Source organism: Zafaria sp. Z1313, from assembly GCF_050563205.1.
Classification (GTDB): Bacteria; Actinomycetota; Actinomycetes; order Actinomycetales; family Micrococcaceae; genus JAZDCJ01.
This window is the reverse complement of the sequence record NZ_JBNWUK010000021.1, coordinates 1-17,498: the sequence shown is the minus strand read 5'-3', so window position 1 is coordinate 17,498 and position 17,498 is coordinate 1. Positions and strand designations below refer to the sequence as shown.

General features: G+C 65.8%; 20 protein-coding genes and 1 pseudogene. 6 read left to right on the top strand and 15 right to left on the bottom strand.

The annotated features are described in order from the left end of the window. Positions 1-42 precede the first annotated feature (42 nt). Complete coding sequence (locus ACQ3I4_RS14670) at positions 43-315, bottom strand: DUF6112 family protein (RefSeq protein ID WP_421009192.1); 273 nt, start codon at positions 313-315, stop codon at positions 43-45. A 194-nt stretch (positions 316-509) separates the two neighbouring features. Here ACQ3I4_RS14670 and ACQ3I4_RS14665 point away from each other — a divergent pair, with 194 nt between their 5' ends. Next, positions 510-1,373: a TIGR02391 family protein gene (locus tag ACQ3I4_RS14665; RefSeq protein WP_421009167.1), complete on the top strand. Its 864-nt coding sequence runs from the start codon at positions 510-512 to the stop codon at positions 1,371-1,373. Here the strand turns inward: ACQ3I4_RS14665 and ACQ3I4_RS14660 are convergent. The 11 genes and pseudogenes from ACQ3I4_RS14660 to ACQ3I4_RS14610 form a co-directional block, all read right to left on the bottom strand. Next, positions 1,370-1,636: a DUF6112 family protein gene (locus ACQ3I4_RS14660; RefSeq protein WP_421009168.1), complete on the bottom strand. Its 267-nt coding sequence runs from the start codon at positions 1,634-1,636 to the stop codon at positions 1,370-1,372. The genes ACQ3I4_RS14665 and ACQ3I4_RS14660 overlap by 4 nt on opposite strands. Before the next feature lie 11 nt (positions 1,637-1,647). Further along, a pseudogene (locus ACQ3I4_RS14655) lies at positions 1,648-2,838 on the bottom strand (M23 family metallopeptidase); the annotation flags it as partial. Between the two features lie 15 nt (positions 2,839-2,853). Beyond that, positions 2,854-3,540, bottom strand: a complete 687-nt coding sequence (locus ACQ3I4_RS14650; RefSeq protein WP_421009169.1) for a hypothetical protein — start codon at positions 3,538-3,540, stop codon at positions 2,854-2,856. Between the two features lie 42 nt (positions 3,541-3,582). Then, positions 3,583-4,584 (bottom strand): ParB N-terminal domain-containing protein, encoded by a 1,002-nt coding sequence (locus ACQ3I4_RS14645; RefSeq protein WP_421009170.1) that lies wholly within the window; start codon positions 4,582-4,584, stop codon positions 3,583-3,585. Continuing rightward, complete coding sequence (locus ACQ3I4_RS14640; RefSeq protein WP_421009171.1) at positions 4,581-5,438, bottom strand: hypothetical protein; 858 nt, start codon at positions 5,436-5,438, stop codon at positions 4,581-4,583. The genes ACQ3I4_RS14645 and ACQ3I4_RS14640 overlap by 4 nt, the downstream gene beginning before the upstream one ends. Before the next feature lie 91 nt (positions 5,439-5,529). After that, positions 5,530-5,901 (bottom strand): hypothetical protein, encoded by a 372-nt coding sequence (locus ACQ3I4_RS14635; protein WP_421009172.1) that lies wholly within the window; start codon positions 5,899-5,901, stop codon positions 5,530-5,532. Beyond that, complete coding sequence (locus tag ACQ3I4_RS14630; protein ID WP_421009173.1) at positions 5,898-6,578, bottom strand: DUF2637 domain-containing protein; 681 nt, start codon at positions 6,576-6,578, stop codon at positions 5,898-5,900. The genes ACQ3I4_RS14635 and ACQ3I4_RS14630 overlap by 4 nt, the downstream gene beginning before the upstream one ends. After that, positions 6,578-7,474 (bottom strand): bifunctional DNA primase/polymerase, encoded by an 897-nt coding sequence (locus ACQ3I4_RS14625; RefSeq protein WP_421009174.1) that lies wholly within the window; start codon positions 7,472-7,474, stop codon positions 6,578-6,580. The genes ACQ3I4_RS14630 and ACQ3I4_RS14625 overlap by 1 nt, the downstream gene beginning before the upstream one ends. A 1-nt stretch (position 7,475) precedes the next feature. Next, the gene (locus ACQ3I4_RS14620; RefSeq protein ID WP_421009193.1) at positions 7,476-8,555 is read right to left on the bottom strand and encodes an ArdC-like ssDNA-binding domain-containing protein; all 1,080 of its coding nucleotides are present in this window, start codon (positions 8,553-8,555) and stop codon (positions 7,476-7,478) included. 275 nt (positions 8,556-8,830) lie between these two features. Further along, positions 8,831-9,712: a helix-turn-helix domain-containing protein gene (locus ACQ3I4_RS14615; RefSeq protein ID WP_421009175.1), complete on the bottom strand. Its 882-nt coding sequence runs from the start codon at positions 9,710-9,712 to the stop codon at positions 8,831-8,833. A 274-nt stretch (positions 9,713-9,986) separates the two neighbouring features. Beyond that, positions 9,987-11,192: an MFS transporter gene (locus ACQ3I4_RS14610; protein ID WP_421009176.1), complete on the bottom strand. Its 1,206-nt coding sequence runs from the start codon at positions 11,190-11,192 to the stop codon at positions 9,987-9,989. Between the two features lie 41 nt (positions 11,193-11,233). Here ACQ3I4_RS14610 and ACQ3I4_RS14605 point away from each other — a divergent pair, with 41 nt between their 5' ends. Next, positions 11,234-11,893, top strand: coding sequence for a CGNR zinc finger domain-containing protein (locus tag ACQ3I4_RS14605; protein ID WP_421009177.1), 660 nt, complete (start codon positions 11,234-11,236; stop codon positions 11,891-11,893). Next, entirely contained in the window at positions 11,890-12,429 is a 540-nt protein-coding gene (locus tag ACQ3I4_RS14600; protein ID WP_421009178.1) for a MaoC/PaaZ C-terminal domain-containing protein, read from the top strand. The genes ACQ3I4_RS14605 and ACQ3I4_RS14600 overlap by 4 nt, the downstream gene beginning before the upstream one ends. Before the next feature lie 25 nt (positions 12,430-12,454). On the opposite strand, the gene ACQ3I4_RS14595 is transcribed toward ACQ3I4_RS14600, so the two are convergent. Together ACQ3I4_RS14595 and ACQ3I4_RS14590 are read right to left on the bottom strand one after the other, a co-directional pair. Beyond that, positions 12,455-13,315 carry an EamA family transporter gene (locus tag ACQ3I4_RS14595; RefSeq protein WP_421009179.1) on the bottom strand — a complete coding sequence of 287 codons (861 nt, stop codon included), beginning with the start codon at positions 13,313-13,315 and terminating at the stop codon, positions 12,455-12,457. Beyond that, positions 13,315-14,166 (bottom strand): MurR/RpiR family transcriptional regulator, encoded by an 852-nt coding sequence (locus ACQ3I4_RS14590; RefSeq protein WP_421009180.1) that lies wholly within the window; start codon positions 14,164-14,166, stop codon positions 13,315-13,317. The genes ACQ3I4_RS14595 and ACQ3I4_RS14590 overlap by 1 nt, the downstream gene beginning before the upstream one ends. Before the next feature lie 56 nt (positions 14,167-14,222). Between ACQ3I4_RS14590 and ACQ3I4_RS14585 the strand changes: the two genes are divergently transcribed. Then, complete coding sequence (locus tag ACQ3I4_RS14585; RefSeq protein WP_421009181.1) at positions 14,223-15,143, top strand: oxidoreductase; 921 nt, start codon at positions 14,223-14,225, stop codon at positions 15,141-15,143. Positions 15,144-15,164: 21 nt separating this feature from the next. On the opposite strand, the gene ACQ3I4_RS14580 is transcribed toward ACQ3I4_RS14585, so the two are convergent. Further along, positions 15,165-15,905 (bottom strand): SDR family oxidoreductase, encoded by a 741-nt coding sequence (locus tag ACQ3I4_RS14580; RefSeq protein ID WP_427385415.1) that lies wholly within the window; start codon positions 15,903-15,905, stop codon positions 15,165-15,167. A 166-nt stretch (positions 15,906-16,071) separates the two neighbouring features. On the opposite strand from ACQ3I4_RS14580, the gene ACQ3I4_RS14575 reads away from it, so the two are divergent. Further along, positions 16,072-16,893 (top strand): helix-turn-helix transcriptional regulator, encoded by an 822-nt coding sequence (locus ACQ3I4_RS14575; RefSeq protein WP_421009183.1) that lies wholly within the window; start codon positions 16,072-16,074, stop codon positions 16,891-16,893. Positions 16,894-17,111: 218 nt separating this feature from the next. After that, positions 17,112-17,498: transposase (locus ACQ3I4_RS14570; RefSeq protein WP_430633347.1), on the top strand; the 387-nt coding region annotated here is incomplete at its 3' end.

Genomic DNA, 17,498 nt, shown 5'->3' with positions numbered 1-17,498 from the left:
CACGCACCTCCTTCAGATTGAAGTCGTTGGTGGTGGGCGGGGTCAGACTTGCTGGCCGACGTTCCAGAAGAAGTTCACGAGCGTCACCGACGCCCCGCAGATGACCGCGGCTCCGCAGGAGACGAGGACGCCGATCTTTCCCCGCCCTGCCAGATGCGGGTTCGAGGAGTTCGCGCCGAAGCCCCAGACGATCGCGCTGATGATGAGCGCGAGGACGGAGAGGATGAGGCCGACGGTCATGACCGCGCCGACGATCGTGCGGAGCTGCGCGATACCGGGAAGGCCGGAGTCGTTGGGGTCGATGTTCACCTCCATCGGAACGAGAACCGGGGCGGCGAGGACGGACGAGATGAGATCGAACACGATGGGCTCCTGACACGAACAAGGCCCACAGGAATCGTGGGCGGGGGAAGGGTTCGCGGATCAGGTGCGCCTTCGATACCGACAGCGCATCCTCTGCCGTGTCGGGGGTGCCGCCTACGCTTGGGGACTGGTGAGAGGAGGCCGGTATGGCGGAGTACAGCGCGGATTATCTGCGTCGGTTGCGTTCGGCAATCGAACAGTTTGAGGGAGCCTTCGAGGCGTGGATGCAGACCCAGCACGAGTCGACACATATGGAGTCACGCGGTCTTTTCCCTACTGTCTGGGCCAAGGAGGGAGAAGACAGCGCTGCCATCCAGGGACTTGAACTCGATGTTGCTGAAGCAGCAGGACTTGCAGCGCGTGCCGTCGCCGTCACGGGGGCTTATATCGCAGTGCAGGGTCTGGGAATGATCGATCCTGTCTCGAACTGGTCGTTCATGGCGGCACCGAAGGCTCCGCTTGCACCCCGCGATGTTCGGATGACCGCGTCCAACGTCAAGGGGCGGCTCGATGCGATGATCGCCGACGCGGAAGCGCGTGACGATTCCGGCCTTCCCGGTTTCTCTCCTGCCGAGCTGCACAAAGTGATCTGGGCTGCGGCGGCGGCTCATTGGACAACGCATCAGTATCGCGTCGCCGTGCGCGAAGCGGCAGAAGCGCTCACCGTCCATTGGAAAAACCGACTTGGCCGCAACGATGTGGACGACACCCCGTTCTGGCAACAAACTTTGTCGCCCGGCGAGCCCCTTCCCGACCGACCGAAACTTGTGTGGCCAGGCGAGCCTTCGGATAAGACCACCAAGAGCATGCGCGGTGGTCTCGAACCGATGGCTAAGGCCCTGACGAATCTAGCAACAGGCGTCAATCTGACGGTGCGAAACGTCACGACACATACGCGGAGCGAACTCACCGAGCAGGAAGCAATGGAACGCCTCGCTGCTTACAGCTACCTTGCGCGGCTACTCGATCAGTGTGAGATCCAGCGTGCTGAGACCGCTGACGATCTCTAGAGCTGGTCGCCGATGGCGATGAGCCAGTTCATCCACGCGACCGCGCCACCGGCGAGAGCAGCAGCGCCGACAGCGACGAGGAGGCCGGTGCGGGCTTTGCTAGCGGTGGCGTGGTTGCCGTGCGCGGAGGCTACCGCCCAGGTGATGGCGCACACAATGAGCATGAGCACGGCGATGATGAGCACGAACGTCAGCAAGGCTCCGATGACTTCTTTGAGGTCTCCGATGCCGCTGATGCCCTCGAAGTCGGGAAACACGTTCACGATCCACTCCCTCCGTTGCTGCATGATCCTGTTGGGGTGATGTCTCCGACGGGGAGGTCCGCGGCCCCGTGCTCGGTGAGCCAGGCGGCGGGGTCGGTGTAGTCGCCGTTGGTGCCGCCGATACGGACCTCGAAATGCAGGTGCGGCCCCGTCGAATACCCCGACGAACCCACGTCGGCGATGTGCTGCCCCGCCGTCACCCGGTCACCGACGGAGACGTGGATGCCGTTCTCCCACGAATGCGCATACGCCGTCGCAACGGTCTGCCCGTCAACGGTGTGCTCGATCACGACAAGCCCCCCGTAGCCGCCGGTGTATTCGGCGACGGTGACGATGCCGTCGGCGGCGGCGAGGATCGGTGTGCCGTCGGGGCCTGCGAAGTCGGTGCCGGTGTGGAGCTTGTATTCGCCCGTGATCGGGTGCTCGCGCATCCCGAAGGGGCTGGTCATCACCCAGGTGCCCTCCGGCAGCGGGAACACGATCCGCGACGACTCCGCCACCGGGCCAGCCGCCGCACCACCGGTGCCCGCCGGCTGCGTGTTGTTGCTGCCGCTGTTCACAGTCAGTGCTTGAAGGATGGCCTCGGCGACGGGCTCGTAGTTCTGATACCTGTCCGGGTACGCGGAGACCTCGACGGCTTGGGCTACTTCGCCCTTGTCCATCGACTCCCACCCGGGGATATCGAGCAGGCCCCTGGGGCTCGGGTAGTTCGGTCCGGTGGGGCCGCCGAAGAACGCTTTCGCTTGGTAGGTCGGGTCCATGAGGTCGGCGACGGTGCCCCACCCGGACTGCGGACGCATCTGGAACAAGCCGAGACTATCGTGATCCCCGCCATCACCATCGTTCGGATAGTCGGCCGACTCCGGGTAGGTGCTGGTGTTGGAGAGCATGCGGAGGGTGGATTCGGTGAGGGCGGCCATGATCGCGATCTGCACCGCATCCCGATCCACTCCCTCGATCTGGGAGCCGGTGGTGATGATCGTGGCGGCATGTGTGAGCTGCCGCTTGTTCAACGTGAACGAGTACCCATCCGCCGTCGTCACCGACAGGGAATCCGGGATCTCGCCGACGGTCAGCCCGGTGGTGAGGCAGGTGGCGTTCGCGGTCTGCGCGGGGTTGATGAGCGCCCCGATGGACACGAGCATGACGGCCGGGGCAAGGAAGACCAGGGCGATCCCCGCGATAGCGAGCTTCTTGAACACGACACACCACCCGTCCTATTTGAGGGGGTTGTCGAGCTGCGAGAGCCGCAGGAGCGAGCAGGTGTCGTAGGTGGGTGCGCAGACGATAAACACCGTGAACGCCACCTGATGCTCCGACGCGGCGGGGGTGCCGTTCCATTCGCCGTCGCGATGCCTCGTGCCCTCGATCGTGTAGGCGACGGTCCCTTCTGCGAGCTGCCCCGGCTGCGCCTGCGCCACCGCCGTCTCCCACGACTCCGGGACGTAGATGCTGTCGATGGTGAGGGTCTGGGCGGTGACATACTTGCGTAGCTCCATCCAGGAATCCCGTGTCGGCAGATACGCCGCCACGTCCGACGCGAGCCCGGCTTGTTCCTCACCGGAGGGGTCGCCGACATCGAGGATCACGCTGCTGTAGTCGAGGGGCATGAATCCGCTGCCGGTGTCCCAGGTGAACAAGGCTTCGGCGACGTTGCGGGCGAAGGTTTGCGGGTCCGCCGACCGAGGCACGGACGGGAGCCGTGGCGTCGCCGTCGGATTCGACGTAGACGGTGATGTCGAAGCCGGTTCGGAAGCGGATGGTTCGCTGGGTGTGGTGTCTCTGGGGCCGGTGATGAGGCCGTAGATCCCGATTCCGGCGAGGATCAGGAACACCACACCGGCGGCGATGGTGGCGATGAGGCGGCGCTTGAACCCTGGACGGCTGCTATCGAAGAAAGTCATGCCCCACAGGTGCACGAGACACCGCAGCCACGAGCTGAGCGGTCAGAGAGCGCGAAGCAGCCGCGCATCCTCGGCGGTGTCCGCCGTGCCACGCGCAGTACGGAGGCGATCAGCGAACGCGACGGTGCCATCGACGGTCGCGTAGAAGGCGTCGGCTTGCTCGTCGGTGAGTTCGGTAGCGATCTGGTGGAGGTCGTAGCGTTCCCACCAGTCGATCAGCTCGCCCCAGGTCAACACAAACGCCCGCACGGGGAACTGCACGATCTCCCCAGCAGGAGCGGGTGCTGGCTTGCGGGGCTTGTTCTTCTTCCGAGCAGCCTTGTTCTCAGCATGGACGCGCGCCAAGGTCTCTTCCGCGATCTGATGTAAGTCCTCTGCCGGTCGGCCTTCGGCTTGTTCGCGGATGCGTTGGTAGGCGGGGTTGACCGGCGCTCCAGCTTTCACGGCGTCCAGCTCGCGCCGTGCCTGGGCGCGGAGGTCATCAGGCTGGGCGGGATCGGCGGCGACCTTTTCGAGGTAGCCGACTTGTTCGAGCTTGGAGTAGGACGCAGTGCCGGTGACCATCTGTGCGGCCTGTCGGCGCGCATCCCCGGTCGGGCTGGTCAACGGCTCCGCCGAATCGGCGGAGCCGTTCCACCTCGGCTGATGCGCAGTCGTGAACTGATTCGCCGCCTCACGCCGCGCCGCATCCTCAGCCATTAGGACCTTCAGCTCCCGATACAGCGCTGCCGCCTCCACTGAGTTCAGGGGCTTATGGAGCACGTTGTCGTCCTGCTCTGCGAGGAGTTTCCCGAGTCGGTCGGAGATCCCGGATCGCATCCACACGTTGATCGTCTTCTTCCCGAGGAGTTTCACCGCCGCCAAGCGCCGGGCACCGCAGACGAGTGACCCGTCGGGGGCGATTGTGATGGGCTGAAGCAGGCCGACTCTCTTGATGGAGGCGGCGAGGGTGTCGATGTCGCCGAGTTCTTTGCGGTGCCTCGCGCCGACGGTGATGGCGGGTACGGACCATTGGACCTGGACGCCGTCGATGTCGCCGCTCATCGCTCGTCCTCGATCCGGGCGGCTGCGAGGGAGAGGGCGAGCATGAGGTCGTCATCGCGCAGCAGGAGCCGCATGGGTTCTTCCATCGCCAACCGCAACAGAATCCCGCGCCCCGCACTCGTGGTCGCAAGCGCCGGATCAGGATGGCCGAGGAGGGCACGGATGAGGGTGTGCCAGCAGGGAGCGGGAATGTCGAGGAGGGAGCGTGCGACCTTATCGCGCCGCAACCCCTCATACGCCGACTGGCGGGTGCCTGAGCGCATGAGGGCTCCGCAGACGTGCTCGACGCCTGCGCGGGCGACATCGGCCGGCCACTTCGCCAGCACGAGCACCCCGATCGCATCCTCCACCGTCGAATGCGCCGACCCGGTACCACCATCCTGCTCAGCAACGGTCTGCTCTGTGTCGGGGTCGTCGGTGATGCGGAACGCGGGGTGGTAGTCGGTCAGCGGGTTCTCCCTGTCACTGAAGCGTTCGGGGTCGTGGAAGGCGGAGATGTGGGGGCGGCGGGCTTGGTGGACGGAGCAGAGGAGGCCTTGGGCGCGTTCCTCGAAGATGCAGGTGAGCCGCACCGCATGCGTCACCACAGCCCACGGATCAACCGCCGACCTCGCCGATTTGGTGCGCATCACATCGAACGCCGCCGACGCCGCCTCCCACGGGTCCAACCCATGCTTGACCGCGAGGGGCGCGTACTTCTCGCAGGCATAGGCCATCAACTCTGCGGCGACCGGATCGTGTTTCCAGGCGTCGGGGCCGCTGTCGTGGAGGCGATGGAGTAGAGCGCGTAGGCCCTCGCTGCTTTGGTAGTCCTCCGGGCCATCCGGGGCTGCGGTCATCGTCCTGTAGCTCATGGTCGGACACCTCCTCGACCCAAACCAGGTGCACTACCCACCCACAGAAAAGATCCCGTCATCGATTGCGTGTTCATGGCATCTCACCGGCCTAGCTTTTCCCGACCGCACCACGAGTCACCGGCTCCCGCGAGCTGGTGCGGCGACCGAACGCGGACAGGGGCGGCAACTGCTTCGCCCGCTCCGCCAACGCCTTCGCACCGGCACCGACCGCTCTTGCGCCGGTAGCGATGCCGGTGCGAGTGCGACGCGACAGTTCGGCTTGGAAGTCGATCCCGCGCCCCGCAACCACGGCAGAGTGCCGGGCCATGAGATCGGTCGGGCGCACCCAATCCACACCCCGCGCCTTGTGCTGCTCTTGGGCGAGGTCGGCGGCTTGCTGTCGGGTCTTCTCGGCCTCGATCGCATCCGGCGTCATGTCCTCGACCTCGCGCTTGCCAGGGCCGTTGTTCTGATTGTTCATGGTGTTCTCTCTTCCTCCACCGCTGTGGGCGGATCATCGGTTTCTTCTTGTGGTTCTGGGGTCGGGAGCCAGCGGCCCACCGTTGACGGATGCACGCCGAGTTCGCGGGCGATCTTCTTGTTCGACCACCCCTCAGCGCGCAGCTCCGCCGCCTGTTCTCGCCGGTCACCGGAGTCATCGGGCGCAGCGGACTCGACGGCGGTTACAGACGCGGTGGGTGTGGCGAGATTGAGCGGCACCCGACTCTCGGGAACGGGCGATGCAGCGTTGGTAGTGCTGCGGGTGAGGATCACGGTCAGATGCGTGATCGCCAGCAGAACCACGGGTGGCACCGCAGCAACGGCCGCTGCCAGCAGCGCGGGTACGTCGGTTTCGGCGGTGAGGATGGCGTGGATCGCGTTCGCGGTCACCGAGACGGCCGCCCCACCCATCAGCAGAACCCACGGATACCACGCCGCCCGCTGCCCAGCCAAGGCAACGACCGCAACGGTTGCGACGACGATGATGCCGTCCACGATCAGCGGCCACGCCCACGCCTGCCCCGCACTAATCCCGGAACGACGCGCCAGATCAGCAAGCGCGGTGAATGAGAGCCAGAACGCCCCCAACGCGATCAGCACCGTTCCCGCGATCGCGGTGACGACCGCGAGCCGCACACTCCGCGTCCGCGTCTCCATCACAGCCCCCGTCCGGTAGCGGCAGGGGCGCGCGTTCTCGGGGCGTCACCGAAAGGGCGCGCGCTACTTGCCGGTGCCGGGTTGGTGGTGCGGTAGGCGGAGCGGATCGTCGCCGACACCTCCCGCGTACTCAGGCCGATGTGCTCGGCCGCCGGCCCGAGCGCGGCGAACGTCTCAGCAGGCCTGGTGCCTGCTTCTGCCAATCGGCAGGCGGCCCAGAACAGGCCACGATTCCGCTCACCCTCACCCAGCGACGCGACCCAGCGGCCGAGACGATCCGCATCCAGACTCTGTGCCGGCACCGACCGAGACGGGAGCGGTGGGCGCGGGTCTAGGAACTCCCGCAGCCGGGTGGCATCCACCGGCTGCGCCTCGACAACACCAGTGGCGCGCAGCTCGTAGACTCCTGTGCTGCCATCCGGCTGGGTGACGCCGGAGGGTGGGGCGATGATGTAGCCGCCCGCGCCACGGAAGTCGATATGCGCCGGTGGTGCCTGCCACGACGACTGCCCATCCTCCAGGTCGGCCGGGAAGTAGATGTGCAGGCCACCCGACGGTGACCGCACCAGTCCTGCCCACGCCGGGATCAGCCCCGCCCGACGAGCCCGCTGCAACGCCGGGAACCCCGACTCCTCGCCGTGGATATCCACGTCAACGACATCCACCCCGGATGCTGGGCCGGTGGGGATGCCGATGTTCGCTGTCGGCCACCGCCCCCACCAGGCGCTGATCTGATCGGGATCGGTCGTGGCGTCGTGGAAACCGTGCTGAGTCAGTGGCCGTTTCTCACCAGGCACGCACGGGAACACCGGCACCCCGGCAGCAGCAAACACGGCCGCGGCCTCCGTCAGGGTGAGGCGGCTGGTGTGGGCGAGGAGATCGCTGATCGACGGCATCTCACAGCCCCCTCACGACCCCAGATGACCGAGACGCCGATGACGCAGCAGGAACCGGCGACGATGCGACCGTGCGCTGCGGCTGCTCTTGTTTCGGCGCCTCACGATCCAGCCCTGGTGGGGTGCCATCAGCGACCATCACGGTGTCGAGCTGATCGAGAATCCCCAGAGCCGCCTTCCGCACCCGCTCACCGGTTGCCTTGACGACCTCGACCGGCTCCTTCCCATCGACACGCGCAGCCCAGGAAGAGACGTACGGGATCGTGTAACCGGAGGTGTCCATCCCGTGAGCGGCACCAACCATCAGGGCAACGGACTCGGCCTCGACCTCACCGATCCCGCGATGATGCCGCGCATCCTCGCTATCCGGGTCATGCAGCAGCACATGACCGAGTTCGTGGGCGAGCGTCTTGACCTGCGCGGCGGGGTCCATGTTCTCCCGCACCGTCACTGTCCGCGCCTGCCAATCCGTCATGCCATTCGCGCCGTGAATCATCCCCTCATGCGGCACCATCAGCAGCGTGAACCCCGCCGCCTCCACCTGCGCGACCAGCCCCTCCCACAGCTCAGCCGGAGCTTCACCCTCCAACAGCTTCGGCGCGGGCGGCTCCGGGATCGGATCACCATCGGTCTGAGAGACATCCCACACATAGGCAGGCCGGGCGGCGATCATCCGCGACCGCACCACCTCCCCAGCACGGGGCTTCTCGCCGCGCTCCAGCCGCCGCCACGAATCCGCATCTGCCGGATTCGAGGACGCGAATCGGCCCGTGACGGGGGCGAAGATTTGTAGCCCCGGCTGCCCCTTCTGCACCTGACGTCCGAGTTGCTGCCACTGCCGATACCCCGCCACGAACGACGGGAACGGCTCAGCAACCCGCCCCGCAGCGAAGTTGGCTTCGTGCTGCACCCAGATCAGCAACGTGTTGTTGAACGAACGCGACCGGAACCGCGCCGCGAACGACAACGCCCGCGCCCAGTCCTCACCAGAAACCAGCGTCTCGACCTCGCCAGTCAAGCGCTCGTGAAGTTCGTCGAGCTTCGCATCCCGCGCGGCTCGGGCTTCCTCTTTCGTCGCCATCATCGGACCTCCTCCCGGCGAGGCCCACGACACGACAGCCGCGAACCCTTGCGACCATGAGGTACGCGCCGGGGTGTTCAGGAGGCCCGAGAGGAACGAGTGAGTACGAGACCGCCAGGGATCTGACCAGACCCGACGAGTCCGATCCGGTCTATCTCCTGGCTCGCGGTGATGTCGAGCCTTTGGGGGCTGTCCGGGTCGCTTGACGAGTAACGCGATTCATACGACGAGTTCGAGAGGGCGCCACCCGCCGACGAGCGCGCGGGAACTCGTCGCTACGCAGTTTCGCTGCCGGGCGTGGGTAGGCGATGCCGGTAGTGGGTCGGCGTTACGCCGAATCGTCTAGAGAACCACGCCGAGGCGACGCGCGGATCGGCCCAGCCGACCGCTTGTGCCGCTTGACGGACTGATAGATCAGTCTCATCAATGAGGCGGCTGAACTCGGTCAAGCGAACTTCGGTAAGAAATCGCATTGGGCTGGCCCCCATGTGCGTCGAGAACAGCCGTGTTAGGTGCGTGCGAGACAGCGCGAGCTCTTGGGCCAGCGACGCAACAGTCCACGGCTCGCCCATGCGCTCCCGAAGCAGCCGCGCAGCCCGTCCGACGTGCCCAATCATTGCCGGATCTGCCTGCCGCTCCGAAGACGGCACTTGATTCCGGGTGGGCACGTGGAGAGAGCGACTGTCTTCAGTAAGGAAGACCGGTGCGACTGTGCCAACCCACCTCGCGAGAAGCTCGACTGTGCGAATCGATATCTCTTCGGGCGATGAACACGTATCTGGAAGCACACTTATCTGTCGCCAGATCGGTTCCAGCCGCCGAAAGGACTCGATTCCTGGGGTAAGTACCAGGGAGTTGCCGTCCCAGTCATCAGGATGCACGCCTCGACGAACGTGCTGCCGTGGCCGCAAGAGCCAGCGCATCTGCGCCCTAATGAAGGGTTCGTCGGCATAGATCACCCACAGCCGTGATGGCGATAGCGGCAACAGTTGGTGCCTCCTGTGCGAGCCGAGCGCCACCGCTGACCCGGGTGCCAAGCGCTGTATCGACACATCCGTACAAAAATCGATCTTTCCGGACACTACGTGGATGAGCGTGACGACCGGAAACGTCAACTCCTGCGTCGGGACGCAGCGCAATATCTCGATCGCTGACATGAGCCCGAACTGTTCTCCGGGCGACGCGTCTATCGCAGGGTCGCACGCCTCACGAAGTCTGCTCTCGCCGGCCGCTTCGGCGGACACGTCCCATCCGCTTCCTCAGCCCAATTGGTGGCGTGGGCTGGCCGGACTCGTTGTAACAGCAAGAAGGAGACTGCGCGTATGTCCATGATTCGACGACCGAGAGGCTGCCGGTTCAAAGAGCAGGTCGATGCGCGAGCAAAGGTGATACCGGCCTACTCGACGTCGAACAGATATGGTGTTGTCGCCACTATGCATGGGACTCTCTGGATCTGATCGCGATGCCGACCATGGTCACAGTGGCCACGATGGCGGCGAGGACCGCGTAGAGAGTTTGGGCGTTCGGCGTCACTGCGACGAGTGCAAAGACGAGTGGCTGGGCGAAGCCGATATAGGAGAGCGAGTAGAACGCGGCGTTGAGCCGTGCGCGATCTTTCGGATGACCGATCTCCTCCATGCGACGAAGACCTGCGACGAGCACCAAGCCGTACGCGGCGCCGAGGGCGATAGCGCTGGGGAGCATCAGGATGGTGAGCCGCGCCGCGAAGGTTCCCGCGGCCAGGAGCATCCCTAGAGCGGCGATTCCCATCCCTAGAGGGAAGGCTCGTCCGGCCCTGCCGCGCTCGATGCGTTGCGCCAAAGGCTGGATGAGTGCCCCGGTGCCCATGGTGAGTCCCGTGATGATCCCCGCCGTGGCGGCCTCGAATCCATGGACATGGATGACCGACGGGATCACGGCGAAGCTCATCGTCGCAGCGCCAAAGACCCACGGAGCCGTGAGCGGAATGGTCCAGAGGAATGGCCGTGTCATGATCGCGCTCCAGAAACTCGCTCGGCGTCTCGATACGGGTTCTGGGGCGGAGACTTCAGCCTGCTCGACGAGTTCTTCGTGGTCGAGGGAGGTATCTGGGGCCCGCCATAGCAGCGCAGCCGCGATGGCCGAGATGAGCAGGTGGAGGGCGTAGGGCAGGACTTCCGGTAGCGGTGCCCATTGCGCGACGAGCCCTGCTGCGAGCGGGCCGCCACCAAACCCGACGGAGAGCGCGACCGCCACTCGCTTCGGAGCAGCGGAGCGGTCATCCGCAGACAAGTCCGTCACCCATGCCGTGCCTGGACCGAGAACTGCACCAGCCGCTGCACCGGAGAAGAACCTGCCCAGAAGGAGAAGCCAGGCGTCCTGCGAGCCGAGGCACAGCACGACAGAGGCGACAGCGGAAAGGATGACCGCAACTCGGACCGGCCAACGTCGGTCAACGCGGTCCGCGACCTCGGCGGCGACGAAGAGCACCGGGATGAGACCCACGATGTAGGTAGCGAACGCGAGGGCGATGAACGAGTCCGGCAGGCCGGCGGTCTCCCGGTACACCGGTAGCAGAGCAGCGAACTGGTTCGCTCCCCACCCCACGACGGTGATACCGGTCGCGACGCGTGCCCAACCAGGCAATCGAGTTCCCATACACTCTCCTAAGTAACCGTTCTATCGGTTACTATAGTTGCATGGTTACCGACCTTCGAACCAGCACGGCACTGCGGAAGCTTCGTTTCGACGGTGGCTCCCTCGTTCTCAACCTCACCGCAACCGTCGGGCGGCGGGGCGCTGGCGAAGAGCATCGCGTCGAGCGCCTCGACGGTGAGGAGGCCCTGGAACAGTGGCTCGTCGGCGTAGGTATCGAGGTCGACGCGAGCGTGGATCGGGGAGCGCTGCTGACGGAGTTGCGTGAGCTTCGCGAGGATGCCTGGGAAGTGCTGTCGGGGGTCGTACACGAGCGACCCGTGTCATCGTTCGCCGTGCAGCGGATAGAGCGGTGGGCCAGCGCCGATGTTCCCCCGCCCCGCTTGGCGAACACCTCGCATGGACCGCAAGCTCAGATGGTGGCACTCAGCCACAGCGCGATGTGCGCCCGCGCGGCTCGGGATCTGCTGGAGATCCTCGCAAGCCCTGACGTGCGTCATCGACTCCGGGAGTGCGCGAGCGAGGAATGCCGCATGATCTACCTGCTCCCGTCTGGTTCGCGAGAGCGTCGCTGGTGTTCGATGAGTCAGTGCGGTAACCGCGCGAAAGCCGCCGCGCACCGCGCACGTTCACGCCAACCGCGAGAGCGCACCACCAACGTTGACGTGACGGAAGATCGCTCGATCAAGGAACCGGGAAGATGACGTCACCCGGCTCGCATGTTGCGAATCCAGACGGCCTCTGGCTTGACGACCTCGCCGTCGGAATGCAGTTCCATTCGCCCGTTGTACTCCTGCGCGAGGAGGACATCGTTGCCTTCGCCGAACAGTTTGACCCGCAGGCATTCCATCTCTCTGCCACGGCGGCCCGAGACAGCTTCTTCGAAGGACTCGCTGCGAGCGGATGGCATACTGCTGCGTTGTCGATGAAGCTGCTCGCGCAGGCTTTGCCCTTGGCTACAGGAATCATCGGTAAAGGCGTGGAGATCGAATGGCCAAGCCCAACACGACCGAATGACGAACTCAGGGTCGTTGCCCAAATCGACACGATCACGCCGTCGAAGAGTCGCCCTGATCGCGGATCGATCACCGTGGGCTACCAAACTCTGAACCAGAGCGGCGATATCCGGCAGCGCGCGCGCATCACGCTCATAGGCTGGAAGTGCCACGTTGGAACTCAGGCCACAGCACTGGGTGCTGAGAGCGGCGAAAAGGCGATCAAACGCGGAGAAAGTCGCTGAGTCGTACCTAGTCTGGCAGCGCGTACTACAGGCTGATAGCGGCAATGCCGGCAAGTACGATCACGGCGCCGATCAGCCGGCGGACAAGGTGCCCTTCGCCGAAGAGACGCCAGGCCAGAAGTGCGCCGATCACGATGGATGCCTCCCGCAGTGGCGCGACGAGCGCCACGGGCGAGGTTTGCATTGCTGTCAGCACCAGGATGTACGCGAGCGGGGACAGCACTGCGACCGCGGCGATAGACGCGCGATTGACGCGGAGGGTGTTCGCGAACGCTGTGCGGCGTCTGATGATGGCCGGAGCCACGAACACGACCTGGACGACGAGCGTGCCGGTGTAGTAGCTGACTGGGGCGAGTCCGATGGAGCCGATCGCGAACGAGTCCCAGAGCGTGTAGGCGGCGATCGTTGCCCCGGTGGCAGTACCCCATACGATGCCGCGGAGGGGGCGGGCGCCCGTTCTCTGAAAGGGGTTGCCGGTGACGACGAGGATGCCTGCGAGAATGGCGAGCGCTCCGATGACCGCCAGTGCCGTGGGGCGTTCTCCGAGCAGGAGGATAGCGATCACGATGGTGAGCAGCGGCCCCACACCCCGAGCGATCGGATAGACGACTCCGAGGTCTGCTCGGTCGTAGCCTGCCTGCAGGGTGAGCGAGTACGTCAGATGCAGGGCGGCGGACACGGCCGCAGCGGCGACCAGGGTCCAGGTGATCGGCTGCGAACCGGTGACGGCGGCACCGATCGCGAGGGGGAGGCACAGAATCGCGGAAGAGGTCGTGTAAGCGCCCACGAACAGCAGCGTGTCGCCCTTCTTGTACTTCGATACGAGGTTCCAGCCAGCGTGGGCGACTGCGGCGACGAGGACGATCGCAACGGTTCCCGGCGGCATCAGGTGATGTCGGGCAGATCGATCCCGGCCCGCTCGGCGCGCGAGACACGGTCGGGATCGCGCAGTGCCAGCGCGGCCGCGAGAGCATCGACGACGACAAGCTGCGCCAGACGGCTCCCGGCAGCGGCCATCTGCGTCGTCAGCGGTGCGCCACCCACGACCAGTGCAACCGTGGAAACATCGGTGAGTGGCGTGCCGTACTGGTTGGTGATGGCGATGACCGTCGCATCGGCGGTCGCGGCGGCGTCGGCGATCGCGACGGTCATGTCGGTGCGGCCGGTGGAGCTGACGGCGACGACGACATCGCCAGGGTCGAGCAGGCGTGCCGCGATCATCGCGGACTCGTGATCGACGACTCCCGATGTCCGCACGCCCAGCGAACGCAGCCGGAACACGACATCGGCCGCGACCGTCGCCGAAGGGCCCGCACCATAGGCGAGGAGCTGCCCCGCGCCACGAATCGCAGAGACCGCCTGGTCGAGAGCGTCCGGGTCGATCGCGCCGCCCAGGGCGGTGAGCGCGTCGATCCCTGTGCGCGCTGTCGTGTCGATGATCGTGCGCGTCGAATCGGTGCTCGTGAGCGTGTGTGGCGGGGCGAAGAACTCCGCTGTTCCGCGAGCGCGGGCGATTTCCAGCTTCAGTTCGGCGAAGCCCGAGAACCCGATTGCCCGGGCGGCACGGACCACGCTGGGTGCCGAGACCCCGGCACGGTCGGCGACTTGCGCCGTCGTGCTCCTCCCTACGAACAACGGGTCCTCCAGCACGAGGTCGACGACCTTTGCCTCGCTTGCCACTAGGCCCGCGCTCCGCGCCTGAACCGTTCCGAGCCAGCGGCGCAGTGGGTCCTCCACTGCCGAAACTGCGTTACGTGGTGATTCTGTCACGGGTAATAGCGTAACATTGGGGCATGGTGACAGAGCAACGGCGCGGCTCCGCTGGAGGGCGCATACGGGTTGGCGTGGTGGGTCCGGGGGCTATCGGTACGACGGTGTCAGCGCTTATGCATGAGGCAGGCAGCACGCCGACGCTCTATGGTCGTACGACGCGAACGGAACTCACCCTGATCGACGGCGACCGCCGGATCGTCGTCCCCGGCCCCGTGCGCACCGATCCCGCTGCACAGCCCGAGAGGGCGGATGTGCTCTTCTTGGCGGTCAAGGCCACCCAGACCGCTGCGGCAGCCCCCTGGCTGCGTTCCCTGTGCGGTCCTGGGACTGTGGTTTGCGTGTTGCAGAACGGCGTCGAGCAGATCGCTGCCGTTCGACCCCACGTTCCTGAGGGAGTCGAGGTCGTCCCCGCGGTCGTCTGGTTCCCGGCGCAGTCGCAGGAAGACGGCACCATCCTCCTGCGGGGCGAGCCCCGGCTGACGCTTCCCGCATCACCGGGGGCGGAGCGCATCGCGGACGTCCTGCGCGACACGCGCTGCCAGGTCGAACTCGCGGCGGACTTCACCACCCTCGCCTGGCGCAAACTTCTCCAGAACGCCGCCGCAGGGCTCATGGCACTCACCGGCCGGCGCGCCGGCGTGTTCAACCGCCCTGACTTCGCGTACCTCACGCTCGCCTACCTGGCAGAGTGCGTGGCCGTCGCGCAGGCCGAAGGCGCGGCCCTCGGTGAGGACGCGCCTGCCGCCATCCTGGCCCGCTTCCAAGCATTCCCCGCCGACATGAGCACCTCGATCCTCACCGACCGGGAAGCCGGCCGGCCGCTCGAATGGGATATCCGCAACGGCGTCATCTCGCGTCTCGCGCGCAGACACGACATCCCTACACCGATCAGCGACACGATCACTACGCTCCTTGCCGCCACAAGCGACGGGCCAGGATGATCCGGTTGTCGCCGTTCCGGCTCAGCGTCCAGGGAGGTTGCTGAGCGACTGGGACCGGGCGGCGAGGAGTTCCTCGTAGGTATCGTCGTGCTCAGCCCAGCGGAGGGGCTTGGCACGCTCGACGACGATCTCCTTCGGAGTCGGGTTCTGGGTGAGCAGCCCGATGACTTCGTCGAGGAAGTCGCCCATGGGCAGGGCATTCGGGTTGAGCTTCTCCTGGCCGGCGTTGGCGACGGCCGGCGGGATCAGCTCGGTGACGGCGATACCAGTGCCAGCGAGGTGCGCGCGCAGCGATTCGGTGTACGAGTGCACGGCCGCCTTCGACGCGCCGTACGTCGCCATGAGAGGGAACGGCAGGAAGCCGATGCCCGAGGAAACGGTGATGATGTCGCCGGCGCCACGGCCGAGCAAGTGGGGGGTGAACGCGTCGATCACGCGGATCGTGCCGAGCAGGTTCACCGAGATCGTGGTCTCGGCCTGGGCGATGTGGTCCGGCTCGCGCAGATCCTCAGTGAGCATGACCCCCGACATCGTCACGACGACGTCAAGGTCGGGGTGCTTCGCCAGCACCTCATCGCGCGCCTGAGCGACTGACGCCGCATCGGTGACGTCGATGCGCACCGTCTCGACGCCGTCGACCTGCTCGATGTTGCGCCCGCCGACAACGACCGTGCTGCCCGCGTCAACGAATCGCTGGGCGAGGGCACGTCCGATTCCCGTGGTGCCTCCGACGATCAGGACGGTACGTCCGCTGATATCCATGTGCTTCCTCACGTGTCCATCTCCGACCACTGGCCGGATGGTCTCCCGGCTCGATCGCCGGCATGCATCCATGCTCGGCCGATGTTCGAAGCCGAGGAAGGACCCCGCTGATCCGCGTCCCGACAGGGCACCTTTCGATCGGCCGGGAATAGCTACCGTTGATCACATGGACGGCAACAACGACAACCGCCTCGGGAAGTACCTGAGCGCACGCCGTGCGCTGGTCACTCCCGAGCAGGCGGGCATACCCGCTGGATCGGGGCGCCGAGTCCCCGGTCTTCGGCGTGAGGAGGTTGCGCTCCTCGCCGGCATTAGCGCTGACTACTACTTCAGGCTCGAACGTGGCCGCGACAAGAACCCCTCACCTCAAGTCCTGGAATCGCTCGCCCGGGTGCTGCGCCTCGACGACATCGAAGCCGACCACCTGATGAGCCTCGGCGGGCCGCGCCCTCGTGTCCGCCGCGCGAAAGCCGCCGGGCGCACTGAGCGGGTGCCGGCCCGGCTGCGCGACCTGCTCGCAGCGCTGAACATGCCCGCGTTCATCGAGAACCGCTACTTCGACGTCCTTGCCGCCAATCCGTTCGCGATCGCGTTCAACCCCCGCCTGGAGCCAGGGAACAACCGACTGCGCTCGTTAATGCTGGACCCCGCCGAGCGCGACTTCCACGAGGACTGGGAGACGGCGGTCGACGAGTTCATCGCTGCTTTCCGTCGTTCCCTCGGCGACGAGACCGACGACCCGCGCGCCATCGAACTCGTCGGCGAGCTCTCGCTCGCCAGCGCACGCTTCCGCACACTGTGGGCTCGACACGACGTCCGGCAACTCGCGGGTGGCACCGCGGTTGTCAATCATCCAAGTCTCGGCGTGCTGCGCCTCCACCGCGAGAAGATGCCGATCGACGACCTTGTCCTTGTCGTCTACTACCCGGCCGAACAGAGCGCCGACGCCGAAAAACTCGACCTTCTCGCATCCCTCACCGCCGAATAGGGCCGCCGGGTGCCGCCACCGGAGAACAGCGACCCCACGGCAAGGGGCCTCTGCTGAGAGTCGGTGCTATCTGACATGAGGACTCCATCTGTTCGATGACCCCGGTCGGAAGTCGCGTCTGCGATCTCCTCGGAGTTAGTCACCTGCCGGGACTGTGGAAATAACGGTGTATCCGGCTCGACACGCCGGGCGGTAAGCCTGGCGGGGAGGAGCCCGATATGGCCGCAACACTTGAGGCTGTGCCGAGTACGAAAACCGCTGAAAAGAAGACAGAAGTATCCGAGGGCGACGCTGCGCGCGAGCTGGTCAGAATGGCGAAGGAACAGGGCCTGTCCCTGACCGGGCCGGACGGTCTGCTCAAGCAGCTGACCAAGACCGTGATCGAGACCGCGCTCGATGAGGAAATGACCGAGCATCTCGGATATGAAAAGCACGATACGGCAGGGAAGCAGACCGCGAATTCCCGCAACGGCGTGCGCCCAAAAACGGTGCTGACGGAGACCACGGGCCCGGTGGAGGTGGACGTGCCGCGGGACCGGGAAGGGACCTTCTCACCGGTCATCGTCAAGAAGCGTCAGCGCCGCCTGACCGGTGTCGATGAGATG

What these genes read in the sequence shown, in the direction of transcription:
- ACQ3I4_RS14615 (WP_421009175.1), bottom strand. Translation starts at nt 9,712, where the DNA reads ATGTCAGCGATCGAGATATTGCGCTGCGTCCCGACGCAGGAGTTGACG.
- ACQ3I4_RS14610 (WP_421009176.1), bottom strand. Translation starts at nt 11,192, where the DNA reads ATGGGAACTCGATTGCCTGGTTGGGCACGCGTCGCGACCGGTATCACC.
- ACQ3I4_RS14630 (WP_421009173.1), bottom strand. Translation starts at nt 6,578, where the DNA reads ATGGAGACGCGGACGCGGAGTGTGCGGCTCGCGGTCGTCACCGCGATC.
- ACQ3I4_RS14625 (WP_421009174.1), bottom strand. Translation starts at nt 7,474, where the DNA reads ATGCCGTCGATCAGCGATCTCCTCGCCCACACCAGCCGCCTCACCCTG.
- ACQ3I4_RS14665 (WP_421009167.1), top strand. Translation starts at nt 510, where the DNA reads ATGGCGGAGTACAGCGCGGATTATCTGCGTCGGTTGCGTTCGGCAATC.
- ACQ3I4_RS14580 (WP_427385415.1), bottom strand. Translation starts at nt 15,905, where the DNA reads ATGGATATCAGCGGACGTACCGTCCTGATCGTCGGAGGCACCACGGGA.
- ACQ3I4_RS14620 (WP_421009193.1), bottom strand. Translation starts at nt 8,555, where the DNA reads ATGGCGACGAAAGAGGAAGCCCGAGCCGCGCGGGATGCGAAGCTCGAC.
- ACQ3I4_RS14605 (WP_421009177.1), top strand. Translation starts at nt 11,234, where the DNA reads ATGGTTACCGACCTTCGAACCAGCACGGCACTGCGGAAGCTTCGTTTC.
- ACQ3I4_RS14645 (WP_421009170.1), bottom strand. Translation starts at nt 4,584, where the DNA reads ATGAGCGGCGACATCGACGGCGTCCAGGTCCAATGGTCCGTACCCGCC.
- ACQ3I4_RS14600 (WP_421009178.1), top strand. Translation starts at nt 11,890, where the DNA reads ATGACGTCACCCGGCTCGCATGTTGCGAATCCAGACGGCCTCTGGCTT.
- ACQ3I4_RS14585 (WP_421009181.1), top strand. Translation starts at nt 14,223, where the DNA reads ATGGTGACAGAGCAACGGCGCGGCTCCGCTGGAGGGCGCATACGGGTT.
- ACQ3I4_RS14635 (WP_421009172.1), bottom strand. Translation starts at nt 5,901, where the DNA reads ATGAACAATCAGAACAACGGCCCTGGCAAGCGCGAGGTCGAGGACATG.
- ACQ3I4_RS14640 (WP_421009171.1), bottom strand. Translation starts at nt 5,438, where the DNA reads ATGAGCTACAGGACGATGACCGCAGCCCCGGATGGCCCGGAGGACTAC.
- ACQ3I4_RS14575 (WP_421009183.1), top strand. Translation starts at nt 16,072, where the DNA reads ATGGACGGCAACAACGACAACCGCCTCGGGAAGTACCTGAGCGCACGC.
- ACQ3I4_RS14670 (WP_421009192.1), bottom strand. Translation starts at nt 315, where the DNA reads ATGGAGGTGAACATCGACCCCAACGACTCCGGCCTTCCCGGTATCGCG.
- ACQ3I4_RS14650 (WP_421009169.1), bottom strand. Translation starts at nt 3,540, where the DNA reads ATGACTTTCTTCGATAGCAGCCGTCCAGGGTTCAAGCGCCGCCTCATC.
- ACQ3I4_RS14595 (WP_421009179.1), bottom strand. Translation starts at nt 13,315, where the DNA reads ATGCCGCCGGGAACCGTTGCGATCGTCCTCGTCGCCGCAGTCGCCCAC.